Annotated in this window: 17 protein-coding genes and 1 riboswitch; of the genes, 15 read left to right on the plus strand and 2 right to left on the minus strand. The window is 49.8% G+C overall.

The genetic code is table 11. The annotated features are described in order from the left end of the window. Positions 1-148 precede the first annotated feature (148 nt). Together EJP77_RS11435 and EJP77_RS11440 are read right to left on the minus strand one after the other, a co-directional pair. Positions 149-406, minus strand: coding sequence for a GlsB/YeaQ/YmgE family stress response membrane protein (locus EJP77_RS11435; protein ID WP_127199379.1), 258 nt, complete (start codon positions 404-406; stop codon positions 149-151). 387 nt (positions 407-793) lie between these two features. Next, the gene (locus EJP77_RS11440; protein ID WP_127199380.1) at positions 794-1,783 is read right to left on the minus strand and encodes a ketoacyl-ACP synthase III; all 990 of its coding nucleotides are present in this window, start codon (positions 1,781-1,783) and stop codon (positions 794-796) included. Positions 1,784-1,990: 207 nt separating this feature from the next. Between EJP77_RS11440 and EJP77_RS11445 the strand changes: the two genes are divergently transcribed. The 15 genes from EJP77_RS11445 (at position 1,991) to purN (ending at position 17,901) form a co-directional block, all read left to right on the plus strand. Continuing rightward, positions 1,991-4,123 carry a DNA topoisomerase III gene (locus tag EJP77_RS11445; protein WP_127199381.1) on the plus strand — a complete coding sequence of 711 codons (2,133 nt, stop codon included), beginning with the start codon at positions 1,991-1,993 and terminating at the stop codon, positions 4,121-4,123. A 104-nt stretch (positions 4,124-4,227) separates the two neighbouring features. Continuing rightward, positions 4,228-4,359: a hypothetical protein gene (locus EJP77_RS20995; RefSeq protein ID WP_281278491.1), complete on the plus strand. Its 132-nt coding sequence runs from the start codon at positions 4,228-4,230 to the stop codon at positions 4,357-4,359. Positions 4,360-4,827: 468 nt separating this feature from the next. After that, positions 4,828-5,091 carry a DUF1294 domain-containing protein gene (locus tag EJP77_RS11450; RefSeq protein ID WP_127199382.1) on the plus strand — a complete coding sequence of 88 codons (264 nt, stop codon included), beginning with the start codon at positions 4,828-4,830 and terminating at the stop codon, positions 5,089-5,091. A gap of 106 nt (positions 5,092-5,197) precedes the next feature. Then, positions 5,198-5,635, plus strand: coding sequence for a universal stress protein (locus EJP77_RS11455; protein ID WP_127199383.1), 438 nt, complete (start codon positions 5,198-5,200; stop codon positions 5,633-5,635). Between the two features lie 179 nt (positions 5,636-5,814). Next, positions 5,815-5,916, plus strand: a riboswitch (purine riboswitch). Between the two features lie 192 nt (positions 5,917-6,108). Beyond that, positions 6,109-6,606: a 5-(carboxyamino)imidazole ribonucleotide mutase gene (gene purE, locus EJP77_RS11460; RefSeq protein ID WP_127199384.1), complete on the plus strand. Its 498-nt coding sequence runs from the start codon at positions 6,109-6,111 to the stop codon at positions 6,604-6,606. Continuing rightward, positions 6,606-7,787 (plus strand): 5-(carboxyamino)imidazole ribonucleotide synthase, encoded by a 1,182-nt coding sequence (gene purK, locus EJP77_RS11465; protein ID WP_127199385.1) that lies wholly within the window; start codon positions 6,606-6,608, stop codon positions 7,785-7,787. The genes purE and purK overlap by 1 nt, the downstream gene beginning before the upstream one ends. Then, the gene (gene purB / locus EJP77_RS11470) at positions 7,784-9,082 is read left to right on the plus strand and encodes an adenylosuccinate lyase (RefSeq protein WP_127199386.1); all 1,299 of its coding nucleotides are present in this window, start codon (positions 7,784-7,786) and stop codon (positions 9,080-9,082) included. Before purK ends, purB begins: the two co-directional genes overlap by 4 nt. A 31-nt stretch (positions 9,083-9,113) precedes the next feature. Next, a complete protein-coding gene (locus tag EJP77_RS11475) occupies positions 9,114-9,995 on the plus strand; it encodes a phosphoribosylaminoimidazolesuccinocarboxamide synthase (protein ID WP_127199387.1) in 882 nt (293 codons plus the stop codon). A 626-nt stretch (positions 9,996-10,621) separates the two neighbouring features. After that, entirely contained in the window at positions 10,622-10,864 is a 243-nt protein-coding gene (purS, locus tag EJP77_RS11485) for a phosphoribosylformylglycinamidine synthase subunit PurS (RefSeq protein ID WP_127199388.1), read from the plus strand. 5 nt (positions 10,865-10,869) lie between these two features. Beyond that, complete coding sequence (gene purQ, locus EJP77_RS11490; protein ID WP_127199389.1) at positions 10,870-11,559, plus strand: phosphoribosylformylglycinamidine synthase subunit PurQ; 690 nt, start codon at positions 10,870-10,872, stop codon at positions 11,557-11,559. Continuing rightward, positions 11,537-13,780 (plus strand): phosphoribosylformylglycinamidine synthase subunit PurL, encoded by a 2,244-nt coding sequence (purL, locus tag EJP77_RS11495; RefSeq protein ID WP_127199390.1) that lies wholly within the window; start codon positions 11,537-11,539, stop codon positions 13,778-13,780. Before purQ ends, purL begins: the two co-directional genes overlap by 23 nt. Next, positions 13,765-15,243, plus strand: a complete 1,479-nt coding sequence (gene purF / locus EJP77_RS11500) for an amidophosphoribosyltransferase (RefSeq protein ID WP_127199391.1) — start codon at positions 13,765-13,767, stop codon at positions 15,241-15,243. The genes purL and purF overlap by 16 nt, the downstream gene beginning before the upstream one ends. 319 nt (positions 15,244-15,562) lie before the next feature. Continuing rightward, positions 15,563-15,994, plus strand: a complete 432-nt coding sequence (locus EJP77_RS11505) for a hypothetical protein (protein ID WP_127199392.1) — start codon at positions 15,563-15,565, stop codon at positions 15,992-15,994. 252 nt (positions 15,995-16,246) lie between these two features. After that, positions 16,247-17,290, plus strand: coding sequence for a phosphoribosylformylglycinamidine cyclo-ligase (gene purM, locus EJP77_RS11510; protein WP_127199393.1), 1,044 nt, complete (start codon positions 16,247-16,249; stop codon positions 17,288-17,290). Further along, positions 17,290-17,901 (plus strand): phosphoribosylglycinamide formyltransferase, encoded by a 612-nt coding sequence (purN, locus tag EJP77_RS11515; RefSeq protein WP_127199394.1) that lies wholly within the window; start codon positions 17,290-17,292, stop codon positions 17,899-17,901. Before purM ends, purN begins: the two co-directional genes overlap by 1 nt. Positions 17,902-18,138: the final 237 nt, after the last annotated feature.

Genomic DNA, 18,138 nt, shown 5'->3' on the forward strand with positions numbered 1-18,138 from the left:
GTCAATTATCAACAAAAAGGGTCTGTTCTTGTGAGTAACTGAATAACTTGCTATCCTTGCATGAAGAGAAATCCACAGATTATTAAGATATAAACAAAGAAAAACGCCCGAGTTCTACTCAGGCGTTTTTCTAAAGGTTAATTATCAATTAAGAACGGCTGCGACCAAACGAACGAAGCAGCAGGCTCACGATAAATACCAAGACTACAGCACCAATCAACGCTGGAATGATGTAGAAGTCACCGATTTCAGGTCCCCAGTTACCAAGGATCAACGAACCGAGCCATGCACCAATGAAACCAGCGATAATGTTACCAATTACACCGCCTGGAATGTCTCTGCCCATAATCAGACCTGCCAACCAACCGATGATACCACCAATAATCAATGACCATAAGAATCCCATGCTTGTCAACTCCTTAATATTGATTGTTTGTTGTTGTTGATTACTATTAACCGCTCTGGCTCGGTTTAAACACCCTAAGTTATTTATTTACGAAAAATTGTTGCCAGCTTGCTTAAAATGTACAACCAAACCAGAGATGTTAGTAAGTAATCAACAATAAAGTGAATGCAGCCAATCAAGCAAATTCATGCATTGAAATATTTGAGTATGCCTTCACTAAATTAGCGGCCAAACTCAACACTGCTTTTATTAATACCCAAGAAATCAAGATTTGATGCATGAAAAAAAAGAAGTCATCCGCCTTTTGCTTTGGCAGGTGACTTCTCTAATTATTTAATTATTCTTTTAATCCCTCATGCATTTTAGGTTCTTATTAGTGAACCGTAGTTAATCCTGTACGCCCCATTTTAACAGCAGTCCTGCATAAGTAAGTCCTGCCCCGAAGCCGAATATAATTAAACGGTCACCATACTTAAGTGTTCCATTGCGCTGTGCAAGTTGAAGCGAGAGCGGAATTGTGGCACTGGATGTATTCCCATAGTATTCTGCACTGGTTAGCGTCTTCTGAACAGGTATGCTCGTCTTCTCACAAATAGATTCAATCATCTTAAGGTTAGCACTGTGAGGTACGAACCAGTCAACCCCATCAATCCCAACGTCAGAAGCCTCCAGCAAGCGGGAGATACCTTCGGGCACCGTACGTACAGCCCATTTGTACACTTCGCGGCCATTTTGATAGATCTTGCCTTCCCCTTCTAGTGGTATTCCTTCTATAGAGGCAGCGAGGCCAGAGCGGTACACATGCTTTCCTCCGGATCCTTCACTTCCAAGAACAGCACCCTCAAAGCTTGGGTTCTCAGCATCGTATTCCACAAGAGCTGCACCAGCACCATCTCCAAAAAGAATACAGGTATTACGGTCCGCATAATTGGTGACCTTAGACATGGTCTCCCCAGCAATAACGAGGATCTTCCGGTGGAGTCCCGCTGTAATAAGACCATTAGCAAGGTGGAGGCCGTAAGCAAATCCTGCACAGGTAGCATTGATGTCCAGAGCTCCGGCACTGGTTAATCCCAAATGGTTCTGTACAAGACAAGCTACACTTGGATAGGGGTAGTCAGGAGTTGTGGTAGCTACGATTACCATTTCAACATCTTCCAGGGTTCCTTTATAAGAAGCTGCCAGGTCTAGGACAGCACGAATACATAAATGGGAGGTGAATTCTTCCTCCGCAGCAATCCTGCGTTCACGAATTCCGGTGCGCTGTACAATCCATTCATCGTTGGTATCAACCAGCTTTTCCAAGTCTTCATTCGTCAAAATACGTTCGGGCACATAGGAGCCAATTGCGGATATACGAGCTGCAGAAGTATTCATTGTATCACTCCTTAATTTAATCTAAATGAATTATAGCACATGATACTAGTACCTGGTACTATATTCTGATTTATTATTTCGATTTATGATATTTAAACTTTCCTGTTCGAGGATTCTTAGTCGCCAACACGTCTGGCGTACTCTGTTCATGGCCCCGGTGTGCAGTGTTATAATAGAACTTAGCAGAAAGGGGAGCACTAATTTACTATGAAAATTCTTGTATTGGCTGAGAAACCATCTGTAGCAAGGGAAATCGCCCGGGTGATGGGAAGCCGTGAGAAACATAAGAGCCATTTTGAGGGACCTAAATACGTAGTAACCTGGGCGCTTGGCCATTTGGTGGGTCTCGCAGAGCCAGAGGACTATGATCATAAATTTCAAACCTGGAATTTGGAAGACCTGCCGATTCTCCCGCAGCCTATGAAGCTGAAGGTTCTCCGCGAGACGAATCATCAATTCAAAGCTGTTCAGCACTTGATGAAGCGATCGGATATCGGAGAGCTTATCGTTGCGACTGATGCTGCCCGTGAAGGCGAATTATTGGCAAGATGGATTATGGATATGGTGAAGTGGAACAAGCCGTTCAAGCGGCTGTGGATATCTTCGCAGACGGATAAGGCGATTAAGGAAGGTTTTGCTTCGCTTAGGCCAGGCAGCCAGTTCGATCGTCTGTACCAGTCTGCACGCTGCCGTGCTGAAGCTGACTGGATGGTTGGTCTTAATGTGACGCGGGCATTGACCGTGAAATTTAATGCCCAGCTGTCAGCTGGACGGGTTCAGACACCTACACTCGGAATGATTATGCACCGTGAGACTGAGATTCTGAATTTTCGCTCGGAGACCTATGGGCAGCTGCGCTGTGATCTGGGGTCTTTCGAAGCGATGTGGAGGGCGCCGGGGGGTGACTCCAGAATTTTTGATGAAGAGAAGACGAACCGATTGAAGAGTAAGCTTGAAGGACGCACTGGTAGCATCACAAAGTTAACAAAAAGCGAGAAGGTTGTGCCGCATCCACTAGCGTACGACCTGACTGAATTACAGAGGGATGCCAACCGAAGATATGGCTTCTCGGCCAAACAGACTTCGAATGTGCTTCAGCGCCTGTATGAACAGCACAAGTTAGTGACCTATCCGCGTACCGATTCAAGGTATTTGACATCCGATATGACAGATACGCTTAAGGAGCGTCTGGAAAGTGTGGCCGTTGGGCCATATGCGGCTATAGCCAGGCCGTTGCTTCGTAAGCCACTGCCACTGAGCAAGCGTATCGTAGATGACAGCAAGGTCACCGATCACCACGCCATTATCCCCACTGAACAGACGGTGATTCTTAATGCACTGACTGCAGAAGAGCGGAAGCTGTATGACCTGATTGTTAGAAGATTTATAAGTCTTTTCTATCCGGCTGCAAAATATGACCATGTGAATGTGGTGGTTGAGGTCGACAATGAGCTGCTGTATGCGAAAGGCACGACAATTAAGGATAACGGGTGGCACGCTGTCTATGATGAACAGGGATTTGATGAGACGGATTCGGATGAGGATCACGATACGGATGAAGCTGAGAAGGTACTGCCAGAACTTCATGTGGGCCAGAGTGTCGAAGTGAAACGCTGCGTGATTCAAAATGGTCGCACGCTTCCTCCCAAGCGCTATACCGAAGCTGCGCTTTTATCCCAAATGGAGAAGCACGGCCTGGGTACGCCAGCCACCCGCGCGGATATTATTGAGAAGCTGGTGAACTCCGATACGATTGACCGCCAGGGTAATGCCCTGCACCCAACAGGGAAGGGCAAACAGCTCATAGAGCTGGTATCGGCAGACCTTCGGACCCCCGATCTGACCGCGAAGTGGGAAAGTGAGCTGGAGCGAATCGCCAAGGGACAAGGTCAACCGGAACCTTTTCTCAAAGGAATTCGGGAGATGGCTGAGCGGTTGGTGCATGAAGTCAAGGCAAGCGGAGCCTCTTATAAGCCGCACAACGTATCCAGCAGTCACTGTCCGGACTGCGGCACGCGTCTGCTCGAGAAGAAGAGTAAGCGGGGGCTGATGCTGGTATGTCCTAGTGACGACTGTGGATATAAGCGTTCCGGAGAGAAGCGGCTGTCTAACCGGCGCTGTCCGCAATGCCATAAGAAGATGGAAATGAAAGAAGGCAAGGCCGGTCTATTCGTGCAGTGTCTGGCTTGCGGGATCACCGAGACGATGAACAAAGACAGCAAGCATGTGAATAAGCGCGAGACTCAAAAGCTGGTTAAGCAGTACGCCAAGCAGGAGTCACTGGGCTCAAATCTGGGAGAGCTGTTGAAGGCTGCACTGGAACAAAAGGCGGATAAATAAATGGAATGAACTAGCTTTTCTTAGAATTTATTTAGCGTGATCTCGTCTTGCCATCCGCATAAAACGGCCTCACCACAGGCACATTAAGGGTGGAGGTGCTTAGAATGCCAAAGCATAAATCGCGTAAAATCAATAATCAGAAAAATAACTCAAGTATTCTTGAAGAACCTACAACAACGCATTTGAAAAAACAGGAAGAACGTGTGCCCAGCTTGAATGGGATCCCGAAACAGTAAGCGTAGCGGGACGAGAAATGGCCGAAAGGTTATTTTTGTGAGTGATGGGAAAGAAACAGTTATCACATGAATTTGAGAAGTGAGCTTGAACTCGTATGTGATAGGCGTTAGTAATAGCAATTGTAATATGAGAAGATAAGCGGAACCAGAAGAAGCAGAGGCAGAAGCAAAAGCGGAGTAGAATAGAAGAGCAGAAGCACGGTGGAAGAGCAGAGCAGAAGAAGTTAAAAGCAGAAGTAGAGTGGAAGAGAAGAGCAGAAGTAGAAGAAGTAGAAGCAAAGTGAAGTAAAGTAAATTAAAGCAAAGCAAAGTCAAAAGCAAAGCTCCCTTAAAGGGGGCTTTTTATGATCCTATGATACCGGTGAGGGATATGAGCTATGTCGTTTGTTTTTAAATGGGGATAAGTTCTATAATAGAAGAAGATACAGCGCTGATGGCTGCGCGTCAGATTGGGGGACTGTGGGCGGCATGGGATTAGCGATAGGACTATGGTTTGTAATTATTAATTTGATAGGTTACTTTGTGATGTCCGAGGACAAGAAGAAGGCAAGGCGAAGGCAGGAAAGGATACCTGAACGTACACTGTTCTTGTTAGCTTTTATCGGGGGAGCATTGGGTGTACTGATCGCCATGTACAGATGCAGGCATAAGACGAAGCACATCAGCTTTATCGTAGGAATTCCGGCGTTGTTGTTTCTCAATGCTATTCTGTACGGATACTTTCTCAGGTAGTGAGCAGACCTGCTCATGGGATTCAGATCAGTTTCGGAAATGAACGAATTGGGTTATTTAGTTCTTATTTGGAGTACATACAATTCAGAGGCGAGGTGTTCTTATTATGCTGTTCAACAAAATTCTTGTTGCGTATGATGGATCTAAATCTTCTAATAAAGCTCTGGACAAAGCGATTGAGCTGGCGCAGTTATCCACAGATTCTGAGCTTGTGGTGCTGCACGTGTATGATTTTCCGCGATTCTATATTGCGGAGGGTTTTGCTCCTGTTCCTGATACGGTCAATTTGGAGTTCTATCAGCTGGCTGAGAAGACATCAGATGAGGCGAGAAATCGCCTAACCGAGGCTGGCATCCATAATGGCAGGGTAGAATTGGCTCAGGGGGCCGCTGCCGAGGTGATTTTGGAGTATGCAGCCAAGCAGGGGTACGATGCGATCGTGATCGGCAGCCGCGGGATTGGCGGTATTCGTGAATTCGTGCTCGGCAGTGTCAGTCATAATGTAGTGCAGCATGCAAGAATTCCGGTGTTGGTTGTTAAATAAATTAGGAGAGAGTGCTGGGGACAGCATTCTCTTTTTTTTTATAGGTAGAAAGAAGAAGTCCCGATAAGAATGCATCACAACCTTGAAAAAGACGAACGTTCGGTTTTTGCTTGTTTTTATTGTTCGTGTTTAGGTTGACAGCGCCATGTGAGGGTTGTTACACTAGGAGAGAAGAAGGCGCTTGTAGCGCATATAAATCTCGTATATCGCCGGGAATAGGGCCCGGAAGTTTCTACCTGAAAACCGTAAATTTTCGGACTACGAGGGACGTGATTGGGAAAGGTCGGTACAAAAGACCTTCTTTTGTTTTGTGGGTATTGCATATACCACAGGATGGAAGCTGTTCCTGTAACGTAGCCCCCAGTGGTCCGGTATCCAGAGAAAATACTTGTATTTTCGCGGATAGCCGGATTTTTGCTTAAATGTAGATCAACGTTTCATTCTATATATTACTTAAGAAAGCGGGTTGAAATATGACAGCGCAGGTGTCTGTAATTATGGGCAGTAAGTCAGACTGGGAGACGATGTCCCATGCATGTGTAGTGTTGGACGAGCTAGGAGTTCCCTTTGAGAAAAAAGTGATATCCGCTCACCGTACGCCGGATTTGATGTTTGAATTCGCAGAGAGCGCCGCGTCCCGCGGGGTGAAGGTCATCATTGCGGGAGCTGGCGGAGCAGCCCATCTTCCGGGCATGGTGGCCGCGAAGACGATACTGCCGGTCATCGGCGTTCCCGTTAAGTCGGCAGCCCTGAATGGACTCGACTCGCTACTGTCCATTGTGCAGATGCCGGGCGGGATTCCAGTGGCTACGGTAGCTATTGGCAAAGCTGGAGCAATCAATGCGGGCCTTCTCGCTGCACAGATTCTTGGTGCCTTTGATCCCGAAGTAGCCAGCCGGGTGCAGGAGCGAAGAGACCGTATCCGCGAAGAGGTGCTGGAAAGCGGCAGTCATTTGGGAGAGAACGAATAATGAGCGAAATCAAGGTGATTGCACCAGGTTCCACAATCGGAATTCTCGGGGGTGGACAGCTTGGGCGGATGATGGCGCTGGCGGGAACGAATTTGGGATACCGCTTCGTGACCCTGGAGCCGACGCCGGACTCGCCCTGCGGACAGGTAACCGATCAGATAACAGCCTCCTATAGTGATAAGGTTGCGGCAAGAGAACTGGCATCCCGTTCGGATGTCATCACTTATGAATTTGAGAATGTGGATTCAGAGGTTGCAGCACTGCTTGAGGATTTATCTTATGTACCCCAGGGAAGCCGCTTGTTATACACAACCCAGCACCGGATCAGGGAGAAGCAAGCGATTGAAGCAGCTGGAGTTCCAGTAGCTCCTTATCGGGAGATCCGAAGTGTGGAAGAACTGAGAGAAGCGGTTGAGTGCTTGGGTATTCCTTCTGTACTGAAGACGGCTACAGGCGGATACGACGGCAAGGGGCAGTGGGTGATTCGCTCAGCTGAGGAGATCACAGAGGCTTACGAGACATTAAGTAAGGCCGGTACGGAACTGGTGCTTGAGAAATTCATTCGTTTTGACAAAGAGTTATCTGTGGTGGCTGCCCGGAGTCCGCGTGGGGAAATTAAAACATTCCCGGTTGCAGAAAATATTCATGTGGATAACATTCTGCACGCCTCCATCGTTCCGGCCCGGATCGATGACAGTATCCAGGAGGAGGCAGAGCGCCTAGCCGCCAGGATTGCAGAATCGCTTGAAGCGGTTGGATTGCTTGCAGTCGAGCTATTCCTCACAGAAAGCGGAGAGCTCTTCGTGAATGAGCTTGCGCCTAGACCGCACAATTCAGGTCACTATACGATGGAAGCCTGCAAGACTTCACAGTTCGAGCAGCATGTAAGAGCAATTTGTAATTTGCCGCTGGGCGATACATCCCTGCTGAGCCCGGTAGTTATGGTCAATGTGCTGGGTGAGCATATGGAGGCGGTCGTCCAGGGATTGGTGAGCGGGACTTGGATAGAGGGGAACGATCAAGATTCCGCCCCGGACGTGGCTCCGAAGGTGCATTTGTACGGAAAAAGCGGATCAGCAGCCAAACGGAAGATGGGACATATCAACCTCTTATGCGATAATGTGCAAGAAGGTATGAATTTTATACAGCAAACCAAAATTTGGAGGAATCAACAATCATGATCGAACGTTACAGCAGACCTGAGATGAGAGCCATTTGGACGGAAGAGAATAAATTCAAGGCTTGGCTCGAAGTTGAAATTTGTGCAGCCGAGGCTTGGGCAGAGCTCGGTGTAATCCCAAAGGAAGACGTAGCGCTGCTTCGTCAAAATGCTTCTTTTGACATTGATCGGATCTATGAAATTGAGCAGGAGACACGCCATGATGTGATTGCCTTCACACGTGCAGTGTCCGAGAGCCTGGGGCAAGAGCGGAAATGGGTGCATTACGGGCTGACATCCACGGATGTTGTAGATACCGCACTTGGATATCTGCTGAAGCAGGCTAATGAGATTCTCGAGAAGGACATTATTAATTTCATTGCGATTCTGAAAGATAAAGCCGTAGCTTACAAGGACACACCGATGATGGGACGTACGCACGGGGTTCATGCAGAGCCTACGACTTTCGGACTTAAGATGGCACTGTGGTATGAGGAAATGAAGCGGAATCTGGAGCGTTTCCGTCATGCGGCAGATAATGTACAGTTCGGTAAAATCTCCGGAGCTGTCGGCACTTATGCCAACATTGACCCGTTTGTTGAGCAGTTCGTCTGCGATAAGCTCGGTACCTCTGCTGCGCCAATCTCGACACAAACGCTGCAGCGTGACCGTCACGCTGAATATATGGCCACACTTGCGCTGGTAGCAACATCGCTGGATAAATTCGCAACTGAAATTCGCGCCCTGCAGAAGAGTGAGTTCCGTGAGGTAGAGGAAGCTTTTGCTAAAGGTCAAAAAGGTTCCTCAGCCATGCCGCATAAACGCAACCCGATCGGCTGCGAGAACATCTCCGGCTTGTCCCGCGTCATTCGCGGACATATGATCACGGCCTATGAGAACGTGACACTGTGGCATGAACGTGACATTTCACACTCCGGTGCGGAGCGCGTAATTCTCCCAGATGCTACGATGCTGCTGAACTACATGCTGAATCGTCTCGGCAACATCATCAAGAATTTGACGGTGTTCCCTGAGAACATGAAGCGCAACATGGGCCGTACGTTCGGGGTTCCTTTCTCCGGCCGCGTATTGACCAAGCTGATCGACAAAGGGTTCAGCCGTGAAGAGGCATATGATACCGTACAGCCTCGCGCAATGCTGGCTTGGGAGACACAGCGTCAATTCCGCGACATTATCGAAGAGACACCTGAGATTACGGCGGTGCTGAGCAAGGAAGAGATTGAGGATGCTTTTAACCCGTCATGGCATTTGAAGCATGTGGATACAATTTTCAAAAAGCTTAGACTTATAGACTAATCAACGATCAGGGGAAGAGGAGGACGGCAAAATGTCATCACAGGCTGTGTCCACGGCAGTGGATTATGTTGATGCACCGCTGCTCTACAAAGGAAAAGTTCGCGAGCTGTATGATTTGGGAGAACATTATCTCATCGTAGTTACCGACCGCATCTCAGCGTTCGACTACGTGCTGGAACCGCCGGTTCCGGAAAAAGGAAATGTACTCAATCAGCTGAGCGCTTACTGGTTCAAGCTAACGAACGAGTTGATCCAGAATCATGTGGTACACACAGATGTGGAGAAGCTTGGCTCGGTCATTAAGAACAAGGAGCTGCTCAAGAACCGAATTATGGTGACTCTCAAAGCGGAACGCATTGACATCGAGTGTGTGGTTCGCGGATATATCACCGGCGGCGGATGGCGTCAGTACGAGCAGAGCGGTGCTATCAACGGCATTACACTGCCGGAGGGACTCCGCAAGAATGACAAGCTGCCGGAACCGATCTTCACTCCGGCTGCCAAGAATGATGTGGGCCACGATGAGGATATTTCCTTCGAGCGTATGCAGGAGCTGGTGGGTGCTGAATTGGCCGAACTGCTGAAAGCTAAGAGCCTTGAGCTGTATGCCTTCGCCAGAGACTACTGCGCTGAGCGCGACATCATTCTGGCGGACTGCAAGCTGGAGTTCGGTCTGATCGACGGGGAGCTCATCCTGATTGATGAGATCTTCACCCCGGACGCTTCCCGCTTCTGGGCCAAGGAGAATTACGCTCTCGACATCGAAATCGACAGCATGGATAAAGAGCCTGTCCGCTCTTACCTGGCCGGCACGGATTGGGACAAGAACAGCCAGCCCGCACCCCTTCCTGCGCATGTGGTGGAGGAGACGACTCGCCGCTACCAAAACATTTATCACCGTCTCACGGATTAATCGGGCTTCTTAGGGGCCATAAAATGCACTTGCAATTTTTTAACATAGGGGTCAGGTCGTAACTACGGGGAATGCTTGGACTTCCGGCCGCTGTTGTCTCCAGATTTCTTGATCTATACCGCTCTTAGCGGTAGAAATCCGGAGACAAAGGCGGTCGCTGGCGCTCCTACAGTTCCAAGCTTCCCCTACGTTACTCCACCCCTATGTGACTTATTCAAGTGGATATTATGTAGCAGCCCTACGAAGCAAGCGAGTTCCTGCCGGAGAGCGGTATGTCCGGCAGGGCTGAGGGTAAGAAGAAAAAGGTTTATTGCAGGAGCACCAAACGTAAAGCGGATCCCGAAAGGGACGGCAAGCGGCTCCTTCACCATAGCAGCACAGGAACAGCCAAGCAGCAGTCCCCACCAAGTTTCAGGGTGTCCAGAGGTGAAAGTTTTCCAAAGGAAAACTACCTCGAAAGCATAAGCTTAGCCCTTGGGGCCCTCCCTTCTAGGGAGGGTTTGGGAGGGTAGAAAGTAGAGGAGTCCAGAGGGCGCAGCCCTTTGAACAAAAGCTTCTGGTTTTATTAAAATTTTCGGGTACCCATAGGGCAGAGCCCTTGGAAATACCCTTCCGGAGGGAATCAAGTGAAAGCAATCGTCTATGTTACCATCAAGCAAAGCGTACTCGATCCACAAGGTGTAGCCGTTCAAGGCGCACTGCATTCTGTAGGTTTTCAAGAGGTAGAAAGTCTGCGCATCGGAAAATATATCGAAATCGAGCTGAACACGGACGATCGTGCAGAAGCAGAGAAACGGGTGGCGGCTATGTGCGAGAAGCTATTGGCGAACACTGTCGTGGAAGAATACCGTTTTGAATTGGAGGGCTAACCAACATGAGATTCGCAGTACTGGTATTTCCGGGCTCCAACTGTGATATTGACTGCTACAAGGCAGTAGAAGATACGCTTGGTGAACCTGTTGATTATGTATGGCATACAGCAACCGATCTGTCGGCCTATGATTGCATCCTAGTTCCGGGCGGGTTCTCCTATGGGGACTACCTGCGCTGCGGCGCGATTTCAAGATTTGCTCCGGTCATGGCTGAAGTAGCCAAGGCTGCTGAGCAGGGCAAGTACATTTTGGGAATCTGCAATGGATTCCAGATTCTTACCGAAGCTGGACTGCTGCCAGGCACGCTGCGCCGGAATATGTCGCTTAAGTTCCTCTGTCATGATGCTGTGCTTCGCGTGGAGAACAACGAGACTCCTTTTACAAGTGATTATGCCAAAGGTGAAGAGATTGTCGTTCCGATTGCACACGGTGAGGGCAATTACTACTGTGACGAAGAGACGATGGCCAAGTTGAAGGCGAATAATCAGATTATTTTCACATATGCAAGCAACCCGAACGGGTCGCTGAATGATATTGCAGGTATTTCCAACGAGCAGGGCAACGTGGTAGGTATGATGCCTCACCCTGAGCGTGCGGTGGATAGTCTGCTTGGATCAGAAGATGGCAAAAGAATGTTTACATCCATTTTGAAGGCATGGAGGGATCGACATGACGCAGCAGTTGTCCGCTAAAGAACCGACGGCGGAGCAAATCGCCGAACAGCAAATTTACAAACAAATGGGTGTATCCGACAGCGAGTATGAGCTGATCTGCGGTTTTCTCGGCCGTAAACCGAATTATACGGAAATTGGCGTGTTCAGCGTAATGTGGTCCGAGCACTGTGCCTACAAGAATTCCAAGCCGCTGCTTCGCCGCTTCCCGGTAACTGGCCCACGCGTTCTGATGGGACCGGGTGAAGGCGCAGGGATTGTGGATATCGGCGACAATCAAGCCGTTGTATTTAAGATTGAAAGCCACAATCACCCATCTGCCGTTGAGCCGTACCAAGGTGCAGCAACAGGCGTTGGCGGGATTATCCGTGATATTTTCTCCATGGGTGCAAGACCTGTGGCTGTACTGAATTCACTGCGGTTCGGTAAGCTTGAGAGTGACCGTGTAAAATATTTGTTCGAGCATGTAGTATCCGGTATTGCGGGATACGGTAACTGTATCGGAATTCCAACCGTCGGCGGCGAAGTAATGTTCGACGACAGTTATGATGGCAATCCGCTGGTTAACGCGATGTGTGTCGGTCTGATCGACCATGACAAAATCCAGCGCGGTGTAGCCAAGGGTGTAGGTAACCCGGTATTCTACGTAGGTCCTCCGACAGGACGTGACGGAATCCACGGGGCGACATTTGCATCCGAGGAGCTTACCGAAGAGTCCGAAGCGAAGCGTACAGCCGTACAGGTTGGCGATCCATTCATGGAGAAGCTCGTTATGGAATCCTGTCTGGAACTGATTGATTCCGGTATCGTACTTGGTATTCAGGACATGGGTGCAGCAGGTCTTACATGCTCCAGTGCGGAAATGGCAAGTAAAGCCGGAAATGGTCTTGAACTATATCTGGATCAGGTACCACAGCGCGAAGAAGGCATGACGCCTTACGAGATGATGCTGTCTGAATCCCAGGAGCGGATGCTGTTTGTGGTAGAGCCGAAGGATGAAGCGCAGGCTCAAGAGATTTTTGACCGCTGGGGTGTAATCTGTGCCAAAGTCGGTAAGGTGACGGACGACGGACGTCTGAAACTGTTCCATCACGGCGAAGTGGTTGGCGATATGCCGGTAACTGCGCTCGTGGATGAGTGCCCGATCTATGACAAGCCATCTGCAGTTCCAGCTTATTATGAAGAGAATGCGAAAGTAGATACCCTGCGTTACCCTGAAGTTACAGATCTTGGTGGAGCACTTGAAACGGTTCTTGCTTCCCCAACTGTAGCCAGCAAAGCATGGATCTATGAGCAGTATGACTATATGGTTCGGACAAGCACTGCTGTACGTCCGGGATCTGATGCGGCCGTCGTTACGATTCGCGGTACGCGTAAAGGTCTTGCGATGACAACGGACTGTAACGGACGTTATGTATATCTGGATCCGGAAGTTGGCGGACGGATCGCTGTAAGTGAGGCAGCACGTAATATCGTATGTTCCGGCGCTGAGCCGCTGGCGATTACGGACAACCTGAACTTCGGAAGCCCGGAGAAGCCGGATATTTTCTGGCAGATGGAAAAAGCAGTCGACGGTATGGCTGAAGCCTGCCGCGTGCTGGATGCGCCGGTTATCGGGGGTAACGTCAGCTTGTATAACGAGAATGCCAAAGGTGCCATTTACCCGACTCCTGTCGTAGGTATGGTAGGTCTCGTACATGATGTGGATCACATCACAACACAAGGATTCAAGAAAGAAGGAGATGTGATTCTTCTTCTGGGCAACACCAAGGCTGAGCTCGGCGGAAGTGAGTTCCAAAGTGCTGTGCATGGTGTGACTGAAGGGCGTCCGCCTGAACTGGATCTGAATGTGGAGCGTGCCTTGCTGGATACGGTTCTTGCCGCGATTCAACAAGGACTTGTTCAGTCTGCGCATGACTTGTCTGAGGGCGGCCTTGCCGTAGCTCTTGCAGAATCCTGCATTAGCGGCGGAATCGGTGCCCAAGTGAATATAGATACTGAGCTTCGTCACGATGTGGCCCTGTTCAGTGAATCACAGTCTCGTATTCTGCTGTCGGCAACACCTGAGAAGGCAGCTGAGCTTGAGAAATTGATATCGGAACGTAGTGTTCCTGTTAACGTGATCGGCCGTGTGGAAGGAACAAGTCTTGTAATTGACATCAACCGCGCTTCGGCCTTGAACAAACCAGTGGAGGGCTTGAAGCAGGTCTGGGAGGAAGCTATTCCATGTCTGATGAAGTAATACCGCAAGGGTTATGGACAGGAGACTATTTTAACGAGGGTTCGGGACGGGATGGAATCTTTGATAAGTTAAAAGAGGAATGCGGCGTGTTCGGGGTCTTCGGACATCCGGATGCCGCAAGCATGTCTTATTACGGGCTTCACGCGCTCCAGCACCGCGGAGAGGAAAGTGCCGGACTCTGTGTAACGAATGGCGGTGACTTCAACTATCACCGCGGTATGGGTCTGGTCAAGGAAGTATTCGATAAGGACCGCCTGGCTTCACTAATCGGTGACCGTTCAATCGGACACGTCCGGTATTCCACCAGCGGGGACAGTAAGCTGACGAATGCGCAGCCGCTGGTATTCAAATACCGCGATGGGGACTTGGCTGTGGCGACGAACGGCAATATCGTCAATGCACCGAAGATCCGCCGTGAGCTGGAACAGAGCGGGTCGATCTTTCAGACGACCAGCGACACTGAGGTTATCGCGCATCTGATCGCACGTTCATCCAAAGACTTTGTCGAAGCGGCCAAAGATGCGCTTCAGCAGATCGTCGGCGGATATGCCTTCCTGCTAATGACCAATGATCGGATGCTTGTCGCTTCCGATCCGAATGGGCTGCGTCCGATCTCCATGGCGCGTCTAGGGGATGCCTACTTGTTCTCCTCCGAGACTTGCGCATTTGAGACGATCGGCGCGGAGATCATCCGCGATATCGAGCCTGGGGAAATGCTCGTGCTGGACAAGAATGGACTGCATGAGGATCGTTTTGCAGAACCGCAGCGCAAGGCACTTTGCGCGATGGAATATATTTATTTTGCGAGACCCGATAGTGAACTGAATGGCTCTAACCTGCACTCTTCCCGCAAAAGAATGGGTCGTCGTATGGCCCAGGAATCCTTCGTGGATGCGGACGTTGTTACCGGCGTACCGGATTCGAGTATCTCTGCGGCGATCGGTTATGCGGAGCAGACGGGTATTCCTTATGAGCTTGGGCTCATTAAGAATAAATACACCGGCCGCACGTTCATCCAACCGAGCCAGGAGCTGCGCGAGCAGGGTGTGAAGATGAAGCTTAGCGCCGTGCGCCGTGTGGTTGAAGGCATGAGAGTAGTCATGATCGATGACTCCATCGTTCGCGGGACTACATCCCGCCGGATCGTCAACCTGCTTCGTGAAGCAGGAGCAACCGAGGTGCATGTGCGGATTACTTCACCACCGTTCAAGAACCCGTGCTTCTACGGGATTGATACCCCGGACAGCCGCGAGCTGATTGCTTCATCGAAGTCGATCGAAGAGATCCGCAAGGAGATCAACGCCGACTCGCTTGAATTCATCAGCCCGGAAGGCCTGATTGAAGCCGTGGCCGGCAACAACGTGAATGATTATAAAGGCGGCCTGTGCATGGCCTGCTTCGATAATGACTACCCGACCCGTACGGATTTCAACGGGGAAGAACAGTTTGGGTGCAGTTGCTAAAAGACATGGACGGCGAATGCCGTCCTGTCCAAGAAGATTTCAGTTATTGCAGGGTTCATCTTGAAGCAGCGCAGTTAAAATGCAGCTGTTATGACGCTGATGCGTAGGACGGTTCATTCGACAGAGGCTAACTTACGTAACTCCCAAGAACTCCCCAGCGGAGAGGACGGAATCGTTCTGAAGAAGCGCAGCGTTCGCCTTTGCCTTCGGATTTCTACCGCTATACGCGGTTCAAATCGAGAGATCTGAAGGCAACAGCGATCGTAAGGATGATCCGTCTGCGGAGCGGGCTAAGCTTTAAAGGTTTGCAGTTAACCGTGTGCGGAGCGTGCTTAAGCTTTATGGTCTGGAGTGTGTCACCCTGCAAACTCCCCAGCGGAGAGGACGGAATCGTTCTGAAGAAGCGCAGCGTTCGCCTTTGCCTTCGGATTTCTACCGCTATACGCGGTTCAAATCGAGAGATCTGAAGGCAACAGCGATCGTAAGGATGATCCGTCTGCGGAGCGGGCTAAGCTTTAAAGGTTTGCAGTTAACCGTGTGCGGAGCGTGCTTAAGCTTTATGGTCTGGAGTGTGTCACCCTGCAAACTCCCCAGCGGAGAGGACGGAATCGTCCTGAAGAAGCGTCAGCGTTCGCCTTTGCCTCCGGTTTTCTACCGCTATACGCGGTTCAAATCGAGAAATTTGGAGGCAACAGCGATCGTAAGGATGATCCGTGTGCGGAGCGAGCTAAGCTTTAAAGTTTGGCAGTGATNAATTTGGAGGCAACAGCGATCGTAAGGATGATCCGTGTGCGGAGCGAGCTAAGCTTTAAAGTTTGGCAGTGATCCGTCTGCGGAGCGAGCATAAGCTTTAAAGTTTGGCAGTGATCCGTCCGCGCAGCAGGGCTTAAGGCTTTTTCCGCGTTAATACTTCACCCTCTTAACTATTAACATGAGCGACATTAATAATACAGCAAGTGGTTCTATTCAGGACCTCAATAAACCATAAGGAGCGTGTCCTTACGTGTCTGAAGCATACAAAAGCGCCGGCGTCGATATCGCGGCAGGCAATGAAGCAGTAGAACGGATGAAGAAACACGTCAAGCGGACTTTCCGTCCGGAAGTCATGACGGACCTTGGAGGCTTCGGCGCCTTGTTCGGTCTGAACAAGGATAAATATGAGGAGCCCGTGCTGGTATCCGGTACCGATGGAGTGGGAACCAAGCTTAAGCTTGCTTTTGCGATGGACAAGCATGATACGATCGGCATTGATGCCGTAGCGATGTGTGTGAACGATATCATTGTTCAGGGTGCGGAGCCGCTCTTTTTCCTCGATTATCTGGCATGCGACAAAGTCATTCCTGCCAAGATTGAAGCTATTGTAGCTGGTATTGCTGAAGGCTGTGCCCAGTCAGGGTGCGCACTTATCGGCGGCGAGACGGCAGAAATGCCGGGCATGTACAGTGAAGGGGAATATGACATCGCCGGGTTCACCGTAGGTGTTGTCGATAAAAGCAAAATTATTAACGGAAGATCCATTCAGGCTGGAGACACTGTGATTGGTCTTGCGTCCAGCGGTGTGCACAGCAACGGCTTCTCCCTTGTACGTAAAGTGCTGCTTGAGCAGGCCGGATACAGCTTGCAGGACAAGCTTACTGAACTGGATGGAGCTGTGCTTGGAGATGTGCTGCTTGAGCCAACCAAGCTGTATGTGAAGCCGGCTCTTGAACTGATTAAGCAGGTTGAAGTCAAAGGCATGGCTCATATTACGGGCGGCGGCTTTATCGAGAATATCCCACGGGTGCTCCCAGAAGGCGTAAATGTCGATATCGAGTACGGGTCATGGCCGATTCTGCCGATCTTTAACCTTCTCCAAGAGAAGGGCAGTGTAAGTAATCGCGACATGTTCACCACATTTAACATGGGTATCGGTCTGGTAATCGTAGTCAGTGCAGACCAGGCTGAACAAGCGGTTAAGGTGCTTCAAGAGCAAGGAGAAACCCCTTATATCATCGGAAAAGTTACCGAGGGTGAGCAGGTCGTTACTTTCACAGGGGCTGAAGTGTAATGAGTTCCTACCGTATAGCAGTGTTTGCTTCGGGCCAAGGGACGAACTTTCAGTCCCTGGTAGATGCAGCGGGTCGCGGAGAACTGGGCGGTGCGGAGATCGCACTGCTCGTCTGCGATAAGCCTCAAGCTCCGGTGGTGAAACGGGCAGAACAGGCAGGTGTCGAGCAGTTCCTGTTCCAGCCCAAACAATATGCGAGCCGGGAAGAATACGAGCGCGAGATTGCTGCTGAACTGGAGAAGCGAAGCATTGACCTCATCGTACTTGCCGGTTATATGCGTCTGCTTACCGCGGTGCTTGTCGAGCCCTATGAAGGACGAATGATTAACATTCATCCTTCACTGCTCCCTGCTTTTCCCGGGGTGAACGCGATCGGGCAGGCTTATGATTACGGCGTGAAGGTTACCGGTGCAACAGTCCATTTTGTGGATGGCGGTATGGATACTGGGGCTGTAATTGCCCAGCGAACCGTTGACATTCGTGAAGGCGAGAGTATCGAATCGCTTGAAGAGCGAATTCACGCTGTCGAAAAGGAAATGTATCCGCAGGTTGTTCGTTTGCTTGCTGAGGGTCGTGTAAGGCTGGATGGCCGAAAAGTGATTTTGACCTGATTCCTGTCGAGATCGTAAGTCCGCTGTTATGGATTTTGTCCAAAATGTATATTCAGCAAGAACAATGATAGCAGACGTGACAAGGAATCGACGCTTTTATCGTTTTCGATATTTCCCGAGAAATATTGCCGCATATTGGAAATCGGACGTACTTACAAATAAAGTCTTCATACATGTTGTTGAAATGTGTTGCATGGATTGAACTAAAGAAATGTACGTATGGAGCATGGCTAACGC

The sequence above is a fragment of the Paenibacillus zeisoli genome (assembly GCF_003994465.1).
In the GTDB taxonomy this organism is placed as follows: domain Bacteria; phylum Bacillota; class Bacilli; order Paenibacillales; family Paenibacillaceae; genus Fontibacillus; species Fontibacillus zeisoli.